This window comes from Alteromonas sp. KUL106 (assembly GCF_009811415.1).
Lineage (GTDB): Bacteria > Pseudomonadota > Gammaproteobacteria > Enterobacterales > Alteromonadaceae > Alteromonas.
Genome location: NZ_BLIG01000039.1, coordinates 91794 through 109457, shown reverse-complemented (window position 1 = coordinate 109457; position 17664 = coordinate 91794). Strand labels below are relative to the sequence as shown.

At 43.9% G+C, this 17664-nt stretch carries 19 protein-coding genes; 8 read left to right on the top strand and 11 right to left on the bottom strand.

Features of this window, described 5'->3' with window-relative positions; translation table 11 throughout:
* Positions 1–390: 390 nt before the first annotated feature.
* The 4 genes from GVO63_RS14370 (at position 391) to GVO63_RS14355 (ending at position 3028) form a co-directional block, all read left to right on the top strand.
* On the top strand, positions 391–1296 hold the full coding sequence (locus GVO63_RS14370) for a M14 family metallocarboxypeptidase (RefSeq protein ID WP_159580779.1): 906 nt from the start codon (positions 391–393) through the stop codon (positions 1294–1296).
* Between the two features lie 59 nt (positions 1297–1355).
* Positions 1356–1577, top strand: a complete 222-nt coding sequence (locus GVO63_RS14365) for a hypothetical protein (protein ID WP_159580777.1) — start codon at positions 1356–1358, stop codon at positions 1575–1577.
* Positions 1574–1756: a DUF1289 domain-containing protein gene (locus tag GVO63_RS14360; RefSeq protein ID WP_159580775.1), complete on the top strand. Its 183-nt coding sequence runs from the start codon at positions 1574–1576 to the stop codon at positions 1754–1756. The genes GVO63_RS14365 and GVO63_RS14360 overlap by 4 nt, the downstream gene beginning before the upstream one ends.
* Before the next feature lie 333 nt (positions 1757–2089).
* Entirely contained in the window at positions 2090–3028 is a 939-nt protein-coding gene (locus tag GVO63_RS14355; RefSeq protein ID WP_159580773.1) for a tRNA-dihydrouridine synthase, read from the top strand.
* Between the two features lie 28 nt (positions 3029–3056).
* Here GVO63_RS14355 and GVO63_RS14350 read toward each other — a convergent pair whose 3' ends face one another.
* The 3 genes from GVO63_RS14350 to GVO63_RS14340 all read right to left on the bottom strand — a co-directional run bounded on the left by GVO63_RS14350 (position 3057) and on the right by GVO63_RS14340 (position 5219).
* On the bottom strand, positions 3057–4031 hold the full coding sequence (locus GVO63_RS14350) for a transposase (RefSeq protein ID WP_159580771.1): 975 nt from the start codon (positions 4029–4031) through the stop codon (positions 3057–3059).
* 303 nt (positions 4032–4334) lie between these two features.
* Complete coding sequence (locus tag GVO63_RS14345) at positions 4335–4517, bottom strand: hypothetical protein (protein ID WP_159493979.1); 183 nt, start codon at positions 4515–4517, stop codon at positions 4335–4337.
* 45 nt (positions 4518–4562) lie between these two features.
* Entirely contained in the window at positions 4563–5219 is a 657-nt protein-coding gene (locus GVO63_RS14340) for an arylesterase (RefSeq protein ID WP_159580769.1), read from the bottom strand.
* 16 nt (positions 5220–5235) lie between these two features.
* Here GVO63_RS14340 and GVO63_RS14335 point away from each other — a divergent pair, with 16 nt between their 5' ends.
* Entirely contained in the window at positions 5236–5934 is a 699-nt protein-coding gene (locus tag GVO63_RS14335; protein WP_159580767.1) for an ABC transporter ATP-binding protein, read from the top strand.
* Positions 5935–8457 carry an ABC transporter permease gene (locus GVO63_RS14330; RefSeq protein ID WP_159580765.1) on the top strand — a complete coding sequence of 841 codons (2523 nt, stop codon included), beginning with the start codon at positions 5935–5937 and terminating at the stop codon, positions 8455–8457.
* Between the two features lie 275 nt (positions 8458–8732).
* Here GVO63_RS14330 and GVO63_RS14325 read toward each other — a convergent pair whose 3' ends face one another.
* Together GVO63_RS14325 and folX are read right to left on the bottom strand one after the other, a co-directional pair.
* Positions 8733–9629: a TIGR01777 family oxidoreductase gene (locus tag GVO63_RS14325; protein ID WP_159580763.1), complete on the bottom strand. Its 897-nt coding sequence runs from the start codon at positions 9627–9629 to the stop codon at positions 8733–8735.
* A 23-nt stretch (positions 9630–9652) separates the two neighbouring features.
* Entirely contained in the window at positions 9653–10021 is a 369-nt protein-coding gene (folX, locus tag GVO63_RS14320) for a dihydroneopterin triphosphate 2'-epimerase (protein ID WP_105931964.1), read from the bottom strand.
* Positions 10022–10094: 73 nt separating this feature from the next.
* Between folX and GVO63_RS14315 the strand changes: the two genes are divergently transcribed.
* Positions 10095–11135 (top strand): AI-2E family transporter, encoded by a 1041-nt coding sequence (locus GVO63_RS14315; protein WP_159580761.1) that lies wholly within the window; start codon positions 10095–10097, stop codon positions 11133–11135.
* 337 nt (positions 11136–11472) lie between these two features.
* Here GVO63_RS14315 and GVO63_RS14310 read toward each other — a convergent pair whose 3' ends face one another.
* Genes GVO63_RS14310 through GVO63_RS14300 form a run of 3 tightly spaced genes read right to left on the bottom strand, consistent with a single transcriptional unit; the run spans position 11473 to position 13746 of the window.
* Complete coding sequence (locus tag GVO63_RS14310; protein ID WP_159580759.1) at positions 11473–12804, bottom strand: ATP-binding protein; 1332 nt, start codon at positions 12802–12804, stop codon at positions 11473–11475.
* A complete protein-coding gene (locus tag GVO63_RS14305) occupies positions 12801–13475 on the bottom strand; it encodes a response regulator transcription factor (RefSeq protein ID WP_159493972.1) in 675 nt (224 codons plus the stop codon). The genes GVO63_RS14310 and GVO63_RS14305 overlap by 4 nt, the downstream gene beginning before the upstream one ends.
* Position 13476: 1 nt before the next feature.
* Complete coding sequence (locus tag GVO63_RS14300; RefSeq protein ID WP_159493971.1) at positions 13477–13746, bottom strand: PepSY domain-containing protein; 270 nt, start codon at positions 13744–13746, stop codon at positions 13477–13479.
* Between the two features lie 737 nt (positions 13747–14483).
* Between GVO63_RS14300 and GVO63_RS14295 the strand changes: the two genes are divergently transcribed.
* Positions 14484–14948: a pyridoxamine 5'-phosphate oxidase family protein gene (locus tag GVO63_RS14295; RefSeq protein WP_159580757.1), complete on the top strand. Its 465-nt coding sequence runs from the start codon at positions 14484–14486 to the stop codon at positions 14946–14948.
* Between the two features lie 406 nt (positions 14949–15354).
* Here the strand turns inward: GVO63_RS14295 and GVO63_RS14290 are convergent, their stop codons facing one another.
* From GVO63_RS14290 to trpB, 3 genes are read right to left on the bottom strand one after another with little or no spacing between them, the layout of a single operon-like run.
* Positions 15355–15654, bottom strand: a complete 300-nt coding sequence (locus GVO63_RS14290) for a YciI family protein (RefSeq protein WP_159580755.1) — start codon at positions 15652–15654, stop codon at positions 15355–15357.
* Positions 15655–15658: 4 nt separating this feature from the next.
* A complete protein-coding gene (trpA, locus tag GVO63_RS14285) occupies positions 15659–16468 on the bottom strand; it encodes a tryptophan synthase subunit alpha (RefSeq protein ID WP_159580753.1) in 810 nt (269 codons plus the stop codon).
* On the bottom strand, positions 16468–17649 hold the full coding sequence (gene trpB / locus GVO63_RS14280; RefSeq protein WP_159580751.1) for a tryptophan synthase subunit beta: 1182 nt from the start codon (positions 17647–17649) through the stop codon (positions 16468–16470). Before trpB ends, trpA begins: the two co-directional genes overlap by 1 nt.
* Positions 17650–17664: the final 15 nt, after the last annotated feature.

Here is a 17664-nt window from a genome sequence, read left to right as displayed (position 1 = left end):
TATCAAAAAACCAGCCATTTGGCTGGTTTTTTTGTTTCTGGCTTAAAACCATGTGGACAGACACTCCCTTCGTTTACATGTTCAGTTAATACGTAATGAATACTTAGTGGACAGACACTTAAATTAAACCTTCTGTGTGCCCACTGTAGAGCCCACTGTGGACAGACACTCTTCTTTCCTTCGTTAAAATATTAATCTACTAAGTCATATACCAACCTTTTTGTCATGATTAGTAAGGCTTTTCATAGGGAGTCAACACCGTTAGCTGAATATTATTCTAAGGTGAGATGCGTAAAGAACTAATGTCACAACCAATTATGAATCTTCACTAGAATAGATACGAAAGCTTATTGAACTGATATGATCTCTCAAATAAAAAAGAGGTGTTATATGCAGAATTATCCAATTGGAACTCCGGGTGAGCCTTGGGGCGAAGAAGAAAAAGCGCAGTGGAAAGCACAGCAGACCGTTAAAAGAAGTTATCAAGAAGAAGTACTCAATAAACTCTTCAATATTATCCCTGAAGGTTTTGAGTTAAAGCAGTATGGTGCGCTTCCTTACGATACAGCGCGTTACCCACTGTATGTTGTCATTCCCAAAAAATTTGACGCTGACAAGCCTTCTGCACTGGTCACAGGCGGAGTTCACGGTTATGAAACCAGTGGTGTACAAGGTGCGCTACAATTTATTGAAACAAAGCTGGCTCAGTACGCTGAGCAAGTAAATATAGTTGTTGTGCCATGTGTAAGTCCCTGGGGTTACGAAACTATAAATCGATGGAATCCGCTGGCGTTAGATCCAAATCGATCATTTTACAGAGATTCGCCAGCCTCTGAGTCTGCTCAACTTAAGAAGCTGGTGTCGGACTTAGCGTTACCTCTAACGCTCCATATTGATTTACATGAAACGACGGATACCGACAATAGTGAGTTTAGGCCTGCGCTAGCTGCGCGGGATGGCGTTACTCATGACAATTGGAACATTCCTGACGGTTTCTATACGGTAGCTAACACTCCGAGCCCTCAAATAGATTTTCAAAAAGCAGTTATTGATGCTGTTAAAAAAGTAACGCACATTGCCCCACCAGATGAAAGTGGGAAAATTATAGGTTCGGACGTAGTAAGTGAAGGTGTGATTTGTTACGACAAAAAGGCTTTGTATCTTTGTGGAGGCATGACAGATGCAGAGTACGTTACAACGACAGAAGTTTATCCTGATAGCGATAACGCGACTCCCGAAAACTGTAACGATGCTCAGGTAGCCGCAATTTGCGCCGCACTTGATTATGTGAAATAGACGCTTGAACGTTTAGACGTCTAGATGTATATTTGAGCCTCTTTTCAAGGAGGCTCTCTGTGTTTACTTATTCTGCGGTTATTTACGACGGCAAAAAACAAAATTTAGTGAGATATGAATGCAGGACAGACACTGAGTTTTCCTCATATCTAGAGTCACGGTTTGGTTGCCACGTCTGCTTGTGGTCCAACAAAGAATTATCAGAAAATACAATGGCGGCAATTGCCGCTTCGCGCCAATTGATTGAAAAAGATAATGTAGATAAAACTGAAGCCTTATGAAATTAGTATCTCCGTGCATAGCCTTGTGCCAATTAACTGAAGATGACATTTGCGTTGGATGCAAGCGCACGATTGAGGAAATCACTAATTGGCGGACATACACGGATAGTCAAAAGCAGGCTGTTTTCACTCGTCTTGAGAGTTTAGAAAAAGATGTTTCGGACTTGTCACTGACTTGAAGCTGTTTCTTGCAGCCGCTTAACACGGCACATATTCAAAAATGGACAGACACACAAACTTTCCCACTAGTATAAGATCAGATGCCAACTAGATTCTCACAGAAATCAAGACAAGCGAAATGTTGGACAGACACCTAGCCTTGCTCGCACTATTTATTACGTTTAGAGCAAATAGCCATAACTGATGGTCAGTCAAATTCTCCAAAAAATATTAAAGGTACAGAACGGACAGTCACAGAAGTTGAAAAACTGAACACCAAAACCTGGCTGATATTAACGCTTTTTGCTAAACTCCCGCGCCAATTTTCTGTTTACCACTCTGAGAAGTACAAAATGAAAGTAATGCTTGCCCCTATGGAGGGTGTTGTCGATCACCTAATGAGGGATATGCTCACTCGCGTGGGTGGTTTCGATCAGTGCGTTACTGAATTTGTAAGGGTTGTCGATCAAAAGTTACCTAAGAAAACGTTTTATAGACTTTGTCCTGAGCTTCACAACGGCGGCAAAACTCCGTCAGGTGTACCAGTTCGAGTGCAATTACTAGGGCAGCATCCTCAATGGCTTGCGGAGAACGCAGAAACTGCAATAGAGTTGGGCTCTCCAGGTGTTGATTTAAACTTTGGTTGCCCAGCTAAAACAGTTAATAAAAGTAAGGGCGGGGCGGTGTTGTTGAAAGAGACTCAAACCCTATACGACATTGTGAAAGCTGTTAGAGACGCAGTTCCTAAAGAAATCCCAGTTTCAGCCAAAATCAGATTAGGTTTTGAAGATAAATCTTTGGCTATCGACAATGCTTTAGCTATCACTGAAGCAGGCGCCTCCGAGCTCGTTGTTCATGCAAGAACCAAAACAGAAGGCTATAAGCCACCGGCCTATTGGGACTGGATAGCAAAGATTAAGCAGCACACCAATATTCCACTGGTCGCAAATGGTGAAATTTGGACAGCTGAAGACGCCAAACGTTGCCAGAGCCAATCACAGTGTACCAACTTAATGATAGGACGGGGTGCATTGGCAATGCCTAATTTGGCGCTGAGTATTAAAGAGGGCGTAGCACCCATGCCATGGTCTGAACTGGCTGCGTTGTTGATACAATACTCTGGCTACGAAATTTTTGGTGACAAGGGTAAATATTACCCCAACCGAATTAAGCAATGGTGCGGGTATCTGAAAAGACAATACCCTGAAGCTGAAGTTCTATTCAACGACATAAGGCGCCTAACAAAATCTCAAGACATTGTTGACGTACTCGCACGCCAAGCCGAAATCTAGCCAAGCATTTTTGCAATGGCGCTCAATTTTATGACAGATACTTTTGAGCATTTGCCACGTTGGGGCGACATGCTCTTTGACAGCATCTAGCAAAATCCTCCATCATTTCGGGGCAACCGACTGGCCCTGTGAAAAGTGTTTCAAAATTACTGGTTACTAGCTGCCAGTTCTCTTTTGTCATGCCAAGCTTACCGAGCAAGCGACTAGGAAGCTTTGTGACTTTATATGTATCGTTGTTACTCTCCGCATTCATCGTATCAGTGATAAGCTGCAAATAATCGGTAAATGCGAAGGGCAAGGGCACTTTACTATGGTGGTTATTATCGTTAAAGGGCATCAAAAACTTGGGCGTTTTATTTGAGCGTTTAGCATTCAATCGATATTGGATGCTGGTATGGTGAGAGTTGCCTAACGTCGTCGCTATTTTTGCTCGTATGGGGTTTAAATCGACATAAGCCATCACACTGGCCAGTGCTTTCTCATCAAGTATAGCTTGTGACCTAAACCTTCTTTCCCAGAAATAGCCCTTACATTCATCTTCTTTGTTAGCTCTTCTAGCAATATATTCATTGAGCATACGCATAAACCAGCTGATGCTTTGAAGCCGCTCACGATATATAACAGATAATGACTTTAATTCTGCAAGCTCATCGTACGTTACTGAGTCAACATTTTCTAAATATCGCTGCACTACGGGTGGGCATTTGTAAAACATTCTCCATCGAAGCAAGACTTCGTCCATCGTCCAGCCTTCAGCTCGGCCCTTTGCTATATGAAGTACTACATGAATGTGATTGTGCATAACAGCGTATGCGCATAAGTCGATGGCAAAAGCCTGCGATAGCTTATGGAGCCTGTCTTGAATCCATTTTCTTCTATGTTCGTAATCTATGCCGGTGCGGGCATCGCGACCACAAAGGTAAGACTGCCGTACGCAGCGAGAAATGCAGTGATAAAAAGGCGTAACGTCGGTGTTTATTTGTTTGTAACGAGGTAAAGGCATATCCGTATCCCATAGTTATTTACTAACATTATGAGATTTACGGCGTCAATTTTAAGTGGTCTTTGGGACAGTTTTGGAGGAGGTTACTTTCAATGAACGCTTGTATCATGGGTTATTCAATGCGCATGAATGAAAGCCCTTTAAATAGAACTTGAAAGCGTGGAAGCTGTGGACAGACACCCAAGTTGAGCAAGTGTCTGTCCATTCTTAAACCTTTATTATGCGCATACAGCTGAGACTGCCCTGGCATTAGCCAAACTAGAAACGTGTGTCTGTCCCAAACAATTTTCTTCAAAGAGGAAATTATACAAACACATCAACTCGAGAGCCCACACGCCCATCGTTAGTGCTTGAGGTCTGTTGTGTGCTTTGAGGCTGAGTATCGCGACTTTCTTGCACGTTACGTGGCTCAACCTGTTGAGTCGGTCGTTGTGGCGACTCTAAAACAGTGGAAACTGGCGACGAATTAACTGAAGAAACGTCCATAAAGAACCCTCGTATTTAAATTTTCTACCCAAAAGCTTAGCACAATTATTGAGCATCAATAATTAAACTTCTCAAGTGTCTGTCCATAAAGTTAGCGATCAACGGCTGTGCATCTGCATTTGGGTGAATACCATCGTTCTGCATTAATTCTTTGTTAAGCGCTATTTCTTCAAGAAAGAAAGGGATTTTTTGAACATCCTTAGCTTCCGCTACTTTAGAAAAGTTTTGCGTAAACATCTGCGTGTAGCGTTTGCCGTAATTAGAAGGAATTTGCATCTCTTGCAGAAACACCACGGCATTATTTTCCTTTGCAACACTTACCAGCGAATCTAAATTATCTCTAATCTTGCCGATATTGTGGCCCTGAAGGCCGTCGTTACCGCCCAGTTCAATCAATACATGGGTGGGGTTGTGTTGCTCTAATAAACGGGGAAATCGCGCTAAACCACCGTCAGTGGTCTCTCCGCTTACCGCAGCATTTACAATATCAATCGGAATATTGTCGTCTTGCCACATCTTTTGTAACAAACTGACCCAACCCTCATGTTGCTGTAATCCATAAGCCGCGGATAAACTGTCACCTAAGATAAGTAAAACCGCATTTTCGCTTGCGTCGCTCTGCTCGGCTTGATCTGATAGCGCTTGAAACGGTATTAAAAGAATAAGTAAAAAAGCGAACAAATAACGAAATTTAACAAACACGAATTGATGACCTCTTATGATAAAAGCAAATGCTGTAACCAAAGTAGTGGATACGAGTGAAGGTTCACTGCAGATCCTTCGTCCTATTTCTTTTGAAGTCAAGTCTGGTGAGTCCGTTGCCGTTATTGGTGCGTCAGGCTCGGGTAAGTCAACCCTTTTGGGGTTGTTGGCAGGGCTCGACCAAGTTACAGAAGGGGAAATTTTCTTAGATGGCGAAGCACTTCATAGCATGAATGAAGAAGAGCGCGCGATTTTAAGAGGCAATAAAGTGGGCTTTATTTTCCAAAGCTTTATGTTAGTTCAAAGCTTAACAGCCTTAGAAAACGTGATGCTACCGGCGGAAATTGCTGGGCTTGATAACCCAAAAGCACTCGCTTTGGATATTCTAGCGCAAGTTGGTTTGAAGCATCGCGCGCACCACTTTCCCAATCAGCTATCTGGAGGGGAGCAACAGCGTGTCGCCATTGCTAGAGCATTTATCACCTCTCCCAAGATACTTTTTGCCGATGAGCCTACCGGCAATTTGGACTCAAAGAACAGTGAAAAAATAGAAGCACTACTGTTTAAAATGAATAAAGAAAAAGGGACGACTCTCGTTCTTGTAACCCATGATAACGAGCTTGCGGAACATTGTGACAGGCAACTTACCATGAATGCGGGAGAACTCACTGAAACAACCGGTGCGAGCACACTAAAAAAGCAAGAGGCGGTCTAGATGTCTACGTCTTTTAATTTAGCTTGGCGGCTTTTCAAGCATGAGGCTAGGCGTGGTGAACTTACTATCATATTGCTGGCTATTGTGCTGTCTGTGGCAGCCGTATTGTCGTTGTCACTCTTTAGTGAGCGTTTACAGGGCGCACTAAAGTCTCGCTCTGCGGCATTCATTGCAGCAGATGCGCAACTTCGTTCAGATGACCCTATCAACGAGGAATGGTTAGCCAAAGCTCAAGAAGAGGGCCTTGCGACGGCAAAGCAGGTGGCAACACGCTCGATGGTGTTTAAAGGCGACGAGATGTCGCTTGTCGATTTACGCGCTGTGAATAACGCCTATCCGCTGAAAGGCACAGTCAGTATTACTGACCAGCCGTTTGGGGAAAAACGTACTACCGCGGAATTACCACAATCTGGCGAGGCCTGGGTACAGTCTCGGCTCTTCCAGAGTCTAGGGCTTTCTATTGGCGATAGTATTGAAATTGGCGATGGCACGTTTATCGTCACACATGTGCTGGTGGATATTCCAGATGCTGGCTTTAGTGTGTTTAATACCGACCCCATTGCGCTCATTAACCTAGATGACTTGGAGCAAACTGCGATAACCGGGCCAGGAAGTCGCGCTCGTTATGTTGGCTTTTTTGCTGGAGATGCGGGTGACATAAAAAGTTTTAATACTTGGTTATTGCCTAAATTAAACGATGACCTACATTCATGGCGGACAGTCGAAGATGACGAGTCAGCGATAGGGCGTTCTGTCGCCAGTGCTGAGCGCTATTTTCTGTTGGCAAGCTTGTTAGCAATAGTATTAGCAGCAGTCTCCATTGCCGTTGCTGCTCAGCGTTATGCTCAGCGACACTTTGACCCGGTCGCAATAATGAAAACCTTGGGTGCAACCAGCAGCACTATCCGAAAAGTCTATTTGTTCCAAATTTTATTCATCACTGGGCTGGGCATTTTTATCGGCCTTGTTATTGGTTTTATCGGCCAGCAAGTGGTGGTTTCACTTGTAGCGGATAGAGTGGATGTGTCCCTCGACGTATGGCATTGGCGCCCGCTTTTAATCGCCGTAGCTACAGGCGCTACCTGCGCTTTGCTCTTTTCCTTGTACCCACTCTTACAGCTGTTTTCAGTCCCCCCGCTTCGCGTATTGAGAAAGGATATCTCGGCGAATCTACGCTCAAGAAGCATCCAGTTCGTGGCTTCTGGAGGCGCGATATTTTTACTGATGTGGATGTATAGCCGTGATTTGAAAATTAGCGCAATTCTATTTGTGTCTGGCGCTGCACTGGTACTTGGATTGCTTGGCGCTACGTACATTTTAATTGCGGTAGGTCGCAAGCTGGGTAGTGGAAGAATGGGGGCGTGGCAGTTGGCATGGGCACGTATCAAGCGACGCGCAATGGACAACAGCGTACAGCTTATTAGCTTTTCCGTCACTATAATGTTGCTCTTAGTGGTGCTGGTAATGCGCAACGACATGGTTTCGCAATGGCGCTCGCAGTTACCCGAAGGAACACCGAATTATTTCTTGATAAACATTACACCGGACATCCAACCAGAGTTGGACAGACACTTCGCTAACAACGATGTCGATATCGAAGAGTTTTATCCCGTCATCCGAGGCCGATTTGTTTCGGTAAATGGTGAAGGGGTAAACACCGAGGTGTCTAAAGAAGATGAGCCGAATCGAGAAGGCCGAAGAGGCCTAGGTAGAGAAGCAAACCTAACTTGGAGCAACACGCTTCAAAAAGAAAACGAGGTTATTGACGGGAACTGGCACGGTGGTGAGGATAAGCAATACAAGGAAGGATGGTTCCCGGTTTCCGTTGAAGAAGGGGTCGCAGAACGGTTGAACATTAAGATGGGCGATCGGCTTACTTTTAATGTGGGTAGCGAGATTGTCGAAACGAAAGTGACAAGCATTCGCACGGTTAATTGGCAGACCATGCAGCCTAATTTCTTTTTCGTTATTCACCCTGAGGCGATGGCCGCATTTAGTCCAACGTACATTACTAGTTTCTATCTGCCTACCGAGAGAAAAGCAGAGTTAACTAACCTCCTCAAGCCGTTTGCCTCGATAACTATGTTTGACGTTGATGCTCGAATTAATCAGTTGCGAGAGATTGTTGACCAAGTGTCTGTAGCCGTTGAGTTTATTTTGGTCCTAGTATTGTTAGCGGGCAGCCTGGTATTGATTGCTCAGGTACAGGCGAGTATGGATGAACGCCGACAGGAAATAGCCATACTTCGTACGCTTGGTGCCAAGGGGGCGTTGATAAGAAAGAGTGTTATTTTTGAGTTTGTCATTATTGGTGTGGTCGCTGGGTTTATGGCAGCAATGGCCAATGAGTTAAGCCTTTATTTACTTCAAACCTCAGTGTTCCAAATGGAAGCTAGTTTACACCCAGAATACTGGGCCATAGCACCAAGCGTTGGCGCCATCGTAGTTGGCATATTGGGTGCGTTTGGGTGTTGGCGTTTACTTACACTTAATACCAGCCAGATGTTGCGGAATATGGTTTAGGTGTTTTTGTGCTTTTGCAAAATGCACGGACTGCATAGAATGGACAGACACTCGATTGCGTTGAGTGTCTGTCCACAGGCAGATTCGCTTTTTATGAAACTGTGGTTTTTACTAAAAACTTGAGCGGAACGCTTCTTCGACAAAAATAGAAGTTTGTTAGGCTAGTGTCTGGGCAAAGTTAATCGTTAAAACGCTGAGCAATAAATGTGGACAGTCACTTTCTTTTTAAATTAAGTGCCTGTCCACATTACGCAAGAAGAAGTTTGGCGACTGAATTAAGCGTTATATATTTCGCCAAGTGCCTCATCGATAGAAGGGAAATCAAACTTAAACCCAGCAGCGGTGAGTTTTTGAGGAATGACTCGTTGTCCTTCCAGTATCATTTTTGATGATTCTCCCATCGCGACTTTCATAACAAAGCTAGGTACATTGAAAAGGCATGGCCTGTTAAGTGATTTTGCAAGAGCTTTGGAGAACGTCTTATTTGTGACGGGTTCCGGAGCAGTTAAGTTGAACGCGCCGGAGCAATCACTATTGTCGAGCAAAAACGCAATAGCACGCACCATGTCACGTAAATGGATCCATGCCAGATACTGATTTCCACTCCCGAGTGTACCTCCAGCACCTAATTTGAACGGTAGTGCCATTCTCCCAAGTGCACCGCCTTTTTCCGTAAGTACCACACCTGTACGAAGCGTTACCACACGAGTTTTTGTTTGGTCTACGCTGTTAGCAATAGCTTCCCATTTTGCACATAGCTCATGGGTGAACTCGCTGTGAGGTGATGTTTCTTCAGTTACAATCAAGTCTCCTTGACTGCCATAATAACCGATAGCAGATCCTGATAAAAAAACAGAAGGAGGCGTCTCGCTGCTGTTTATTTTTGCGACTAAGTCAGAAGTGATATCCCAGCGGCTATCGCAAATGATTTTCTTTTGAGTGTCTGTCCATCGCTTATCGGCGATAGGCTCACCGGCTAAATTTATGACAGCATCGAAACTCTCGAAATTTTTTATCGAAGAAACGTTCTCAACAACCTCTACGCGAGTCCCTAATTTGCTTTTTGCTCTACCCACGTCACGAGAGACAACGGTGAAGCGATGTTTATTTGAATATCTCTTAATAAATTCACTTCCAATAAGCCCTGTTCCACCGGTCAAAAGAATGTTCACAATTAGCTCCTAGGGTTGTGGATCTATTCAGACTTATTGCAAGATAATGTTAGGGATACGGAATCAGAAAATCTAAGGGCATGTGGCTTATCGACCTCTACCTCAGCGTAGCGCACCGAAGAATGTTCTGCGGCAATACTTAGTACATCGGCGGTAAGCTTTTCTAAGAGGGAAAAGCGATTGTCTTCGACGAGTTTAATGATCGCCTTTGTAATCGTTTTATAATTTAGCGCGTCACTCATATCGTCGGTGTTTGTCGCTTTTTCAGCGTCATAATCGATTTTTACATTAACAACAACGTCCTGCTTGTTTTTTATTTCATCTTCATTGATGCCAATGTATGTGCGTAGTCTTAAGTTTTTAATTTTAATAGTGGCAAGATTAAAGTTCATTGAATTCTCTTGTTTGTAGTTGTTTATAAGTCGTTGTAAAGTGTTGTCGTTTCAGTCAGGAATGTAGCACAAAATGTCAATGGAACTACGCTCGCCAACAGCAAAAATTCTTATCGTATTAGCATGTCTTGTGGTTGTAATGGCCGGTGTCAAAGCCGCCAGTACGATCATGGTCCCGTTTTTTCTTTCTATTTTTATAGCGATCGCGTGTAGTCCAATCATACGCTGGACCTCGAAATTTGGCGTGCCTAAATGGCTTTCTATCACCTTTGTTATACTACTTATCGTCGTTTTTGGTTTTCTTTTAGCTGGATTAGTTGGTCAGTCAATGACCGAGTTTAGAGAAAACTTGCCAGAATATAGAAGTAAGCTTGATACAGAGTTTGCTTGGGTTGTGTCGAAATTGGCTGAATTAAACATTCACATCAATAGAGAGTTAATTGCATCACACCTTGACCCAGCAACGGCGATGTCGGTGGCAACGAATTTTATTAGCGGAATGGGCGGCGTGCTCTCAAACCTCTTCCTTATTCTTCTTACTGTTATTTTCATGCTTTTTGAGGCAGACAGTATTCCTCGCCGATTGCATATTGCGCTTGCAGACCCTGGCATGAAACTTAAGCATATCGACAGGTTTATTCGCTCTGTAAACAGTTACTTAGCGATAAAAACGGTAGTCAGTCTAGGGACAGGCCTAATCATTGGAGTTTGGTTGTATGTCATGGGCGTAGACCATTTCATGCTTTGGGCAGTTTTGGCGTTCATGCTCAACTTCATTCCAAACATAGGCTCTATTATTGCTGCAGTGCCAGCAGTATTGATTGCGTTTGTGCAGCTTGGTCCAGCTTCAGCAGGTTTTGCTGCACTTGGCTTTGTGCTTGTTAATACCATCATGGGTAATATGGTGGAGCCTAAATTAATGGGTAAGGGCATGGGACTGTCTACACTCGTGGTATTTCTTTCTTTAATATTTTGGGGTTGGTTGCTAGGTACAGTTGGAATGCTGCTTTCAGTACCGTTAACCATGGTAGTAAAGATAGCTCTTGAGTCCCGCGAAGAAAGTAAGTGGCTTGCTGTGTTGTTATCGAGTGAAGGTGAAAAGTCTGCCTCTTAATTTCAGAATGAGTTAAAAGGGACAGACACTTGTTTGTTTTATTGTTAAGGGAACGAGGAGTGCAAGTAAATGAAGTGTCTGTCCGATTTGAATCCGGTGTTTACATAACTAAGAACAGTAAGCGATAAAAGGAACAGACACTTATGAGTTTGTAGCGATTTTCATAAAGCGGAGAGTCGACTACCAGAATAACAAGTGACTGTCCGATTTTACGATTTTGCATCCAGTTTCAAACAGCTTTCGAATTTTTGAGTGTGTGTCCACTGTCTCACTGTCCAATACTGAAAATAACGGCCTCGATAAGTAATTTCTCAACACACGTTACTGCATAAAAAGACTAATCGTGATTGGGAAATTGAATAACGATGCGCGCGCCACCGAGCGAACTATCCTCAATCAGCATTCTACCTTCATAGATAGAAACTAAGTCAGCAGCTAGCGCCATACCTATTCCATGACCTTCGGTGTAGGTATCGAGGCGGGTTCCTCGTTCCAATAAAAGTACCTTTTTGTCGTCGGGGATACCTGGACCGTCGTCTTCAACTTTTATTGTAAGCCACCCGGCGCTTTTCTCTATTGCTACAATTACGCTATTGTTTGCCGCTTTGCATGCGTTATCTAGAAGGTTGCCGCAAAGCTCCATGAAGTCAGTCTCGTCTCCTTTAAACTGGAGATGCTCTTCAATATCCAATTCAATAGTTAGCGTTTTATCCTGATAAACTTTGTCCATCGCATCGGCAAGTTTGTTTAAAATAGGTGAAACATTGATAGCTTGTTGCCAACCAGATTTGCCTGCACTCGCTCTTTTTAGCTGTCGTTTAATGATTTTGTCTATCTGCTGCAGTGCTTCGTGTACTTCGACGGGCAAATTGCTAGCCCCTGATGCCACAGCTAGAGGCGTTTTCAAACTATGTGCTAAGTCTCCTAGGCTGTTTTTATATCTCGCTCTCTGAGCAGCCTCGGTTTGAAGTAACCCATTAATAGACTGTTTTAGAGAGTCAAACTCAACAGGATAGCGAAACTCCAACTGTCGTTTATGTCCGCTTGAAGTTTGTGAAATCTCTTCAATTAATTTTCTAACAGGAAGAAGAACTAAGCTGATCCCAATGACAATAAAGATAAGAAGTACTGTGCAGAGAGTGAAAATCCATTGCCAAGTTGTGTCTAAGAACGTGTTTCGCTCAGCTTCAAAAAGTGCTTTGTTGTTAAATATATAAAACCGAACGGGTTCGAAGTCTCTACTTGAAGCAAATTCTGCAGTAAAGGCATAAACAAAAAACTGAGAATTTTCTTCAAACGTAGGTGTATAGGAATCCAAAAACAATTCATTCCCAACAGCAACGTTTATTTCAGGTGGTGAAAACGTGTATTCAATAGCAGAAGCTGATTGCCAAATAACTTCGCCTCTAAAAACGATTATACCGAGATAGCCTGAGCCAGGAAGGTTCAACTGCTCTTCGTATAATACCTCAGGCATGTAGGGCACATCGCCATCGAGTTCAAAAGCAGACAAAAGACCTAAGTTCATCAACCGAAGCTCACTCATTTTGGCTTGCGTTAAACTATCAGTGTAAGCCTCATCCAAAATGACTACGGTAAAGGGCGCAAAAAACGCTAAAAGAACAATCGCTAAAAAGATACTCCGAAGACGAAGCGACAACTGCCTCATAAACTTCTATTTATCCTGTAGCCTCTGCCTCTAAGGGTTTCGATTGGCTTTAATTCACCAGTTGGATCAAGTTTTTTACGCAGCCTTCCCACGAAAACTTCAATAACATTGCTATCTAAATCGAAATCTTGGTCGTAAATATGCTCGGTTAGCTCCGTTTTAGAGATAACCTTTTGCGGGTTCAGCATCAGATACTCCATGACTTTATACTCGTAAGCCGTTAAATCCAAAGCCTGTCCATTTAGAGATAATTCTTCAGTTACTGTATCCAGCGTGATAGGGCCAAACTGAATGGTGGGATTTGCCTGCCCTGAAGCCCGTCTGATTAATGCTTTGGTCCGAGCAAGTAGCTCTTCATTATGAAAAGGTTTGGTAAGGTAGTCGTCAGCACCTGCATCGAGGCCTTCTACCTTTTCTTGCCATCGATCTCTGGCTGTAAGAATAAGTATGGGGCACGCAATATCAGCATGTCGGGCTTTTCTTATAACATCAAAGCCGTCAAGCTTGGGCATCCCAATATCGATTATAGCCAGGTCGTAACTATATTCTTTGATTAGAAAAAGGGCGTGTTCGCCATTGTCTGCGAGGTCTACGCTATAGCCATTCCGCTGAAGGAGCGCATCAAGTTGAGTTAATAATCTGCTATCGTCTTCTGCTACGAGGATACGCATGTTAATCCTTATCTTTACTTGTTTTTACCTTGCCTGAGCGTTTGTCTACGTCTACCGATACTACTCGCCCTGACTTCTTGAGCACTTTTACACGGTAGTTTTTAGAGGTTTGCTCAACTTTCAAAACGCGGCCATCTACTGCTACACGGGCGCGCTCTGCAGCTTCGCTTTTTGAGATATCGCTACCAGAGTCTTGAAACGCCAAAGCTGACGCTGTGTTAGACAGCGCTAACACTAAACAAACTACTGCAACACGAAGCGATAATGTCATACAACCTCACAATTATTATCCCACTCAGGTCAAATTACAGATAAGTATAACTTGATTAACTGAACCCATTCTGAACTAGGTTTAGTCTACCTCGCAGAGTAAAAGCTGTATATAAGTCTTAAGTAAATGACGTTTACAAAAAGAAATATACTGTGGACAGACACAGACTTGTGAAATTAGTGAGAGGAGGTTTTAGCTCAAAGAGTGCAATGACATTCGGGCATGGAAAGTACAGATAAGTAAAGATAAGTACAGATAAGGACAGACACTCAAACGTTTTTAAACCGCAGGCGTGAGTATAGAATCTCTGTCCACAGCATCTTTTGCAGGCTTCAAATCAACTAGAACATTTGAATTGACTCGACATGACTAAGAAGTGAGTAATCTTTACCCGTATTTTGAAAAAGTGTCTGTCCACTGAACTTATTTCAAACCAAGTAAAACCCCGTTTGTGGCACTGTCGAGCGGCTGTCTAGGGGTTAACTGTTAGATATGTGAAGGTGAGGTAGGGAATTGAGTGACTGTCCAAACCTGTGCTTACCTCGCGTTGAAGAAAGAGGCACACATTTCTTAATAATTCATTGACTAGCGAATCTGGGATAAGGCGAATTCTTTGGCATGCCATGTGCGTTCAAAAGGCTGTACGTGAATCATAAATTTGAAAGTAATACGCTCAGTCCGACTGCCTAGTTCAAGAGTAATTTTGGACAGACACTTGCTTTCAACAAGGAGAAACTATGTCTAGTGATATTAAGAAAACAATGTGGAAAGCAATGTCAGATAGCCCAAAAGTCATGGTAAGTCTGATAAGCGAGGATATGCATGCCGAGCCTATGTATGCCCAATTGGATAAAGACGCCGATGGTGAGTTTTGGTTCTACACCAGTCGAGACAACCGTATTGCTAAAGGTGGAAAAGCCATGGTTCATTTTGCATCTAAAGGTCACGACGTATTTGCTTGTATCCGAGGCAACCTCACCGTTGAATCACGCAAAGAGGTGATTGATAAATATTGGTCTAACCCAGTGGAAGCATGGTTCGAGAAAGGTAGAGATGATCCTTCTTTATTGATGCTTCGCTTTGAACTGATAGATGCAGAAGTGTGGAATGCAGACCCTTCACTAAAGGGCATGTTTAAAATGCTAACTGGTAAAACGGTAAAACCAGAAGAGATGGGTGAGCACGAAAAGATAGATCTGTAAAAGTAAGGTTAGGTTTCAAACTGATAATGAAGGCATAAAAGATCCGCAGAAAAACGCAGTAGCTTTTCTACTAAGGATACAAGATAGCTATTGCCGGCAATTTCTGTGTGGCTGTCCATAACCTTATTGCACAAACTTGTCGCCTTGTACACGCCCTTTGTGGCCGGTATTAATGAATAAGCGTCGCTTAAATTTGTATTTTGTGCCCCGCGCTAGTGATGAGTGATTGTCTGTATTCAGGTGAAAAATTAAATGTCTGTCCACAATAAGCGTCCAAGGGAGCAAATAAGTGTCTGTCCACAAGAAATCATCACAAACAAAAAAGCCCCCTAAACCCGTTGTTACACGGTTTTAGGGGGCTTTTGACAAGGGCTACCAGTAAACATGTAACCGATAGTTTAAAGAGCTAAGGCAGAACCTTTTTATAAGGCTTAACTATAACGCTTTCATAGACGCCAGCTTCGATATACGGGTCGGCGTCAGCCCATGCCTGGGCTGCTTCTAGCGACTCAAATTCTGCTACCACTAGCGAACCGGTGAAGCCCGCCGGGCCTGGATCAGGGCTGTCCACAGCAGGGAAGGGACCAGCCATCACTAAACGGCCCGCTTCTTTTAATACATTTAAACGCTCAAGGTGAGCGGGGCGTGCCGCAAGGCGTTTTTCTAAACTGTCCGCGATATCAGTAGCACAAATCATATATAGCATGCGCTTATCCTTTTGCCGTTGCTGCTTTCATGCTTTCTACGAAGCTGCCGAGCTCGCTTAGCATTTTGTGACTGTCCGATAAATTTGCCGCGATAATATTGACTGTTGCTGAACCTGAAATCGCGCCAGCCGCACCGGCATCGATAGCTGATTTGACTTGTTCAGGTGTTGAAATACCAAAACCTAACAGTGCAGGTGCTGCTTTATGCTTGTTCAAACGTTCAATAAGCTCAGACGCAGGTATATTTGCGGCGGTTTCGGCACCCGTAACGCCAGCGCGACCAAGCAAATAAGTATAACCTTTGCTGTATTCACCAATTTTTTCCATGGTTTCATCGGTGGCATTTGGCGGTGCAATCAGTATTTGAGAGATGCCTGTCGCATCGGCTGCTTTCTGAAAAGGCGCAGCTTCGCGAATTGGAACGTCTGCCACCAAAATAGAGTCGACGCCCGCTGCTTGCGCTTTGCTGTAAAAGTTCTCAATACCTTGGGCCATCACTAAGTTGCTGTAGAGCAACAAACCAATAGGAACGTCAGGGTACTTTGCGCGAACCCGTGAAATCACATTCAAGCAATCTGCAACCGTCACTTTGTTTTTTAACGCACGGATCGCTGAAGCTTGGATAGTCGGCCCATCAGCAATTGGGTCTGAATACGGAATTCCGAGCTCCAGTGCATCAGCGCCGCTTTCAACAAGCTGGCAAATAATAGCTTCAGATTGTGCTAAATCAGGGTCACCCACCATAACAAAAGGTACGAATGCGCCTTGGTTCTTGTCATCAAGGCCTGCAAACATTTGTGCATATCTATCCATTATAAATCGTCCCCTAAAATGTTGATGACGTGCGCTAGGTCTTTATCGCCACGGCCTGACAAGTTCACTACGATAATCGTCTCTTCTTCTGCCTCGTCGGCCATGTTTAGCGCGTGAGCAAGTGCATGTGATGATTCAAGTGCCGGAATAATACCCTCTTTTCTCGCCAGAAGCTGAAACGCATTTAACGCTTCTTCATCAGTTGCAGCCACATATTCCGCTCGGCCAATGTCGTGCAAATAAGCATGTTGAGGGCCAACAGCAGGGTAATCAAGGCCCGCTGATACTGAGTAGCTCTCTTCAATTTGACCTTCTTTGTTTTGCATTATAAAGGTGTAAGCGCCGTGAAGGATCCCTTTCGTGCCTGTAACAATTGTAGCGCCGTGCTCTTTAGTGTGAACGCCTTTGCCCGCAGGCTCTACGCCCACTAGGCGCACAGAAGGTTCATCAATAAAGTCTGCAAACATACCAATTGCATTTGAGCCACCCCCTACACAAGCCACCACGGCGTCTGGCAAACGGCCTTCTTTTTCCATAATCTGTGCGCGAGTTTCTTCACCGATCATACGGTGATATTCACGAACGATAGTCGGGAATGGATGAGGTCCCGCAGCTGTACCGAGAAGATAATGTGCAGTGTCGTAGTTAGCAGACCAGTCACGCATAGCTTCGTTCACCGCATCTTTAAGTGTGCCTGAACCTGCATTAACAGGAATAACTTCTGCTCCCATTAACTTCATGCGAAATACGTTTGGCGCCTGACGTTCGACGTCCTTTGCTCCCATGTAAATACGCGCTTTTAGACCAAGTAATGCACAGGCTAACGCGGTAGCAACGCCGTGCTGGCCCGCACCGGTTTCTGCAATCACTTCTTTTTTACCCATGCGTTTGGTCAACAGTGCCTGACCAAGTACTTGGTTAGTTTTGTGCGCACCACCGTGAAGTAAGTCTTCGCGCTTGAGGTAAAGCTTTACTTTTGGGTTGCTAACCAGATTACGGGTCAACGTCATAGACGTTGGGCGACCCGCATAATCTTTTAGCAGTGATAAAAATTCTTGGTTAAAGCTTGGATCGTCTTTGGCATCTAAGAACGCTTTTTCCAACTGATCCAACGCTGGAATAAGCAATTCGGGCACGTACATGCCACCAAATTCGCCAAATTTTGTATCTAACTGGTTCATTACGTTGTCCTGTAT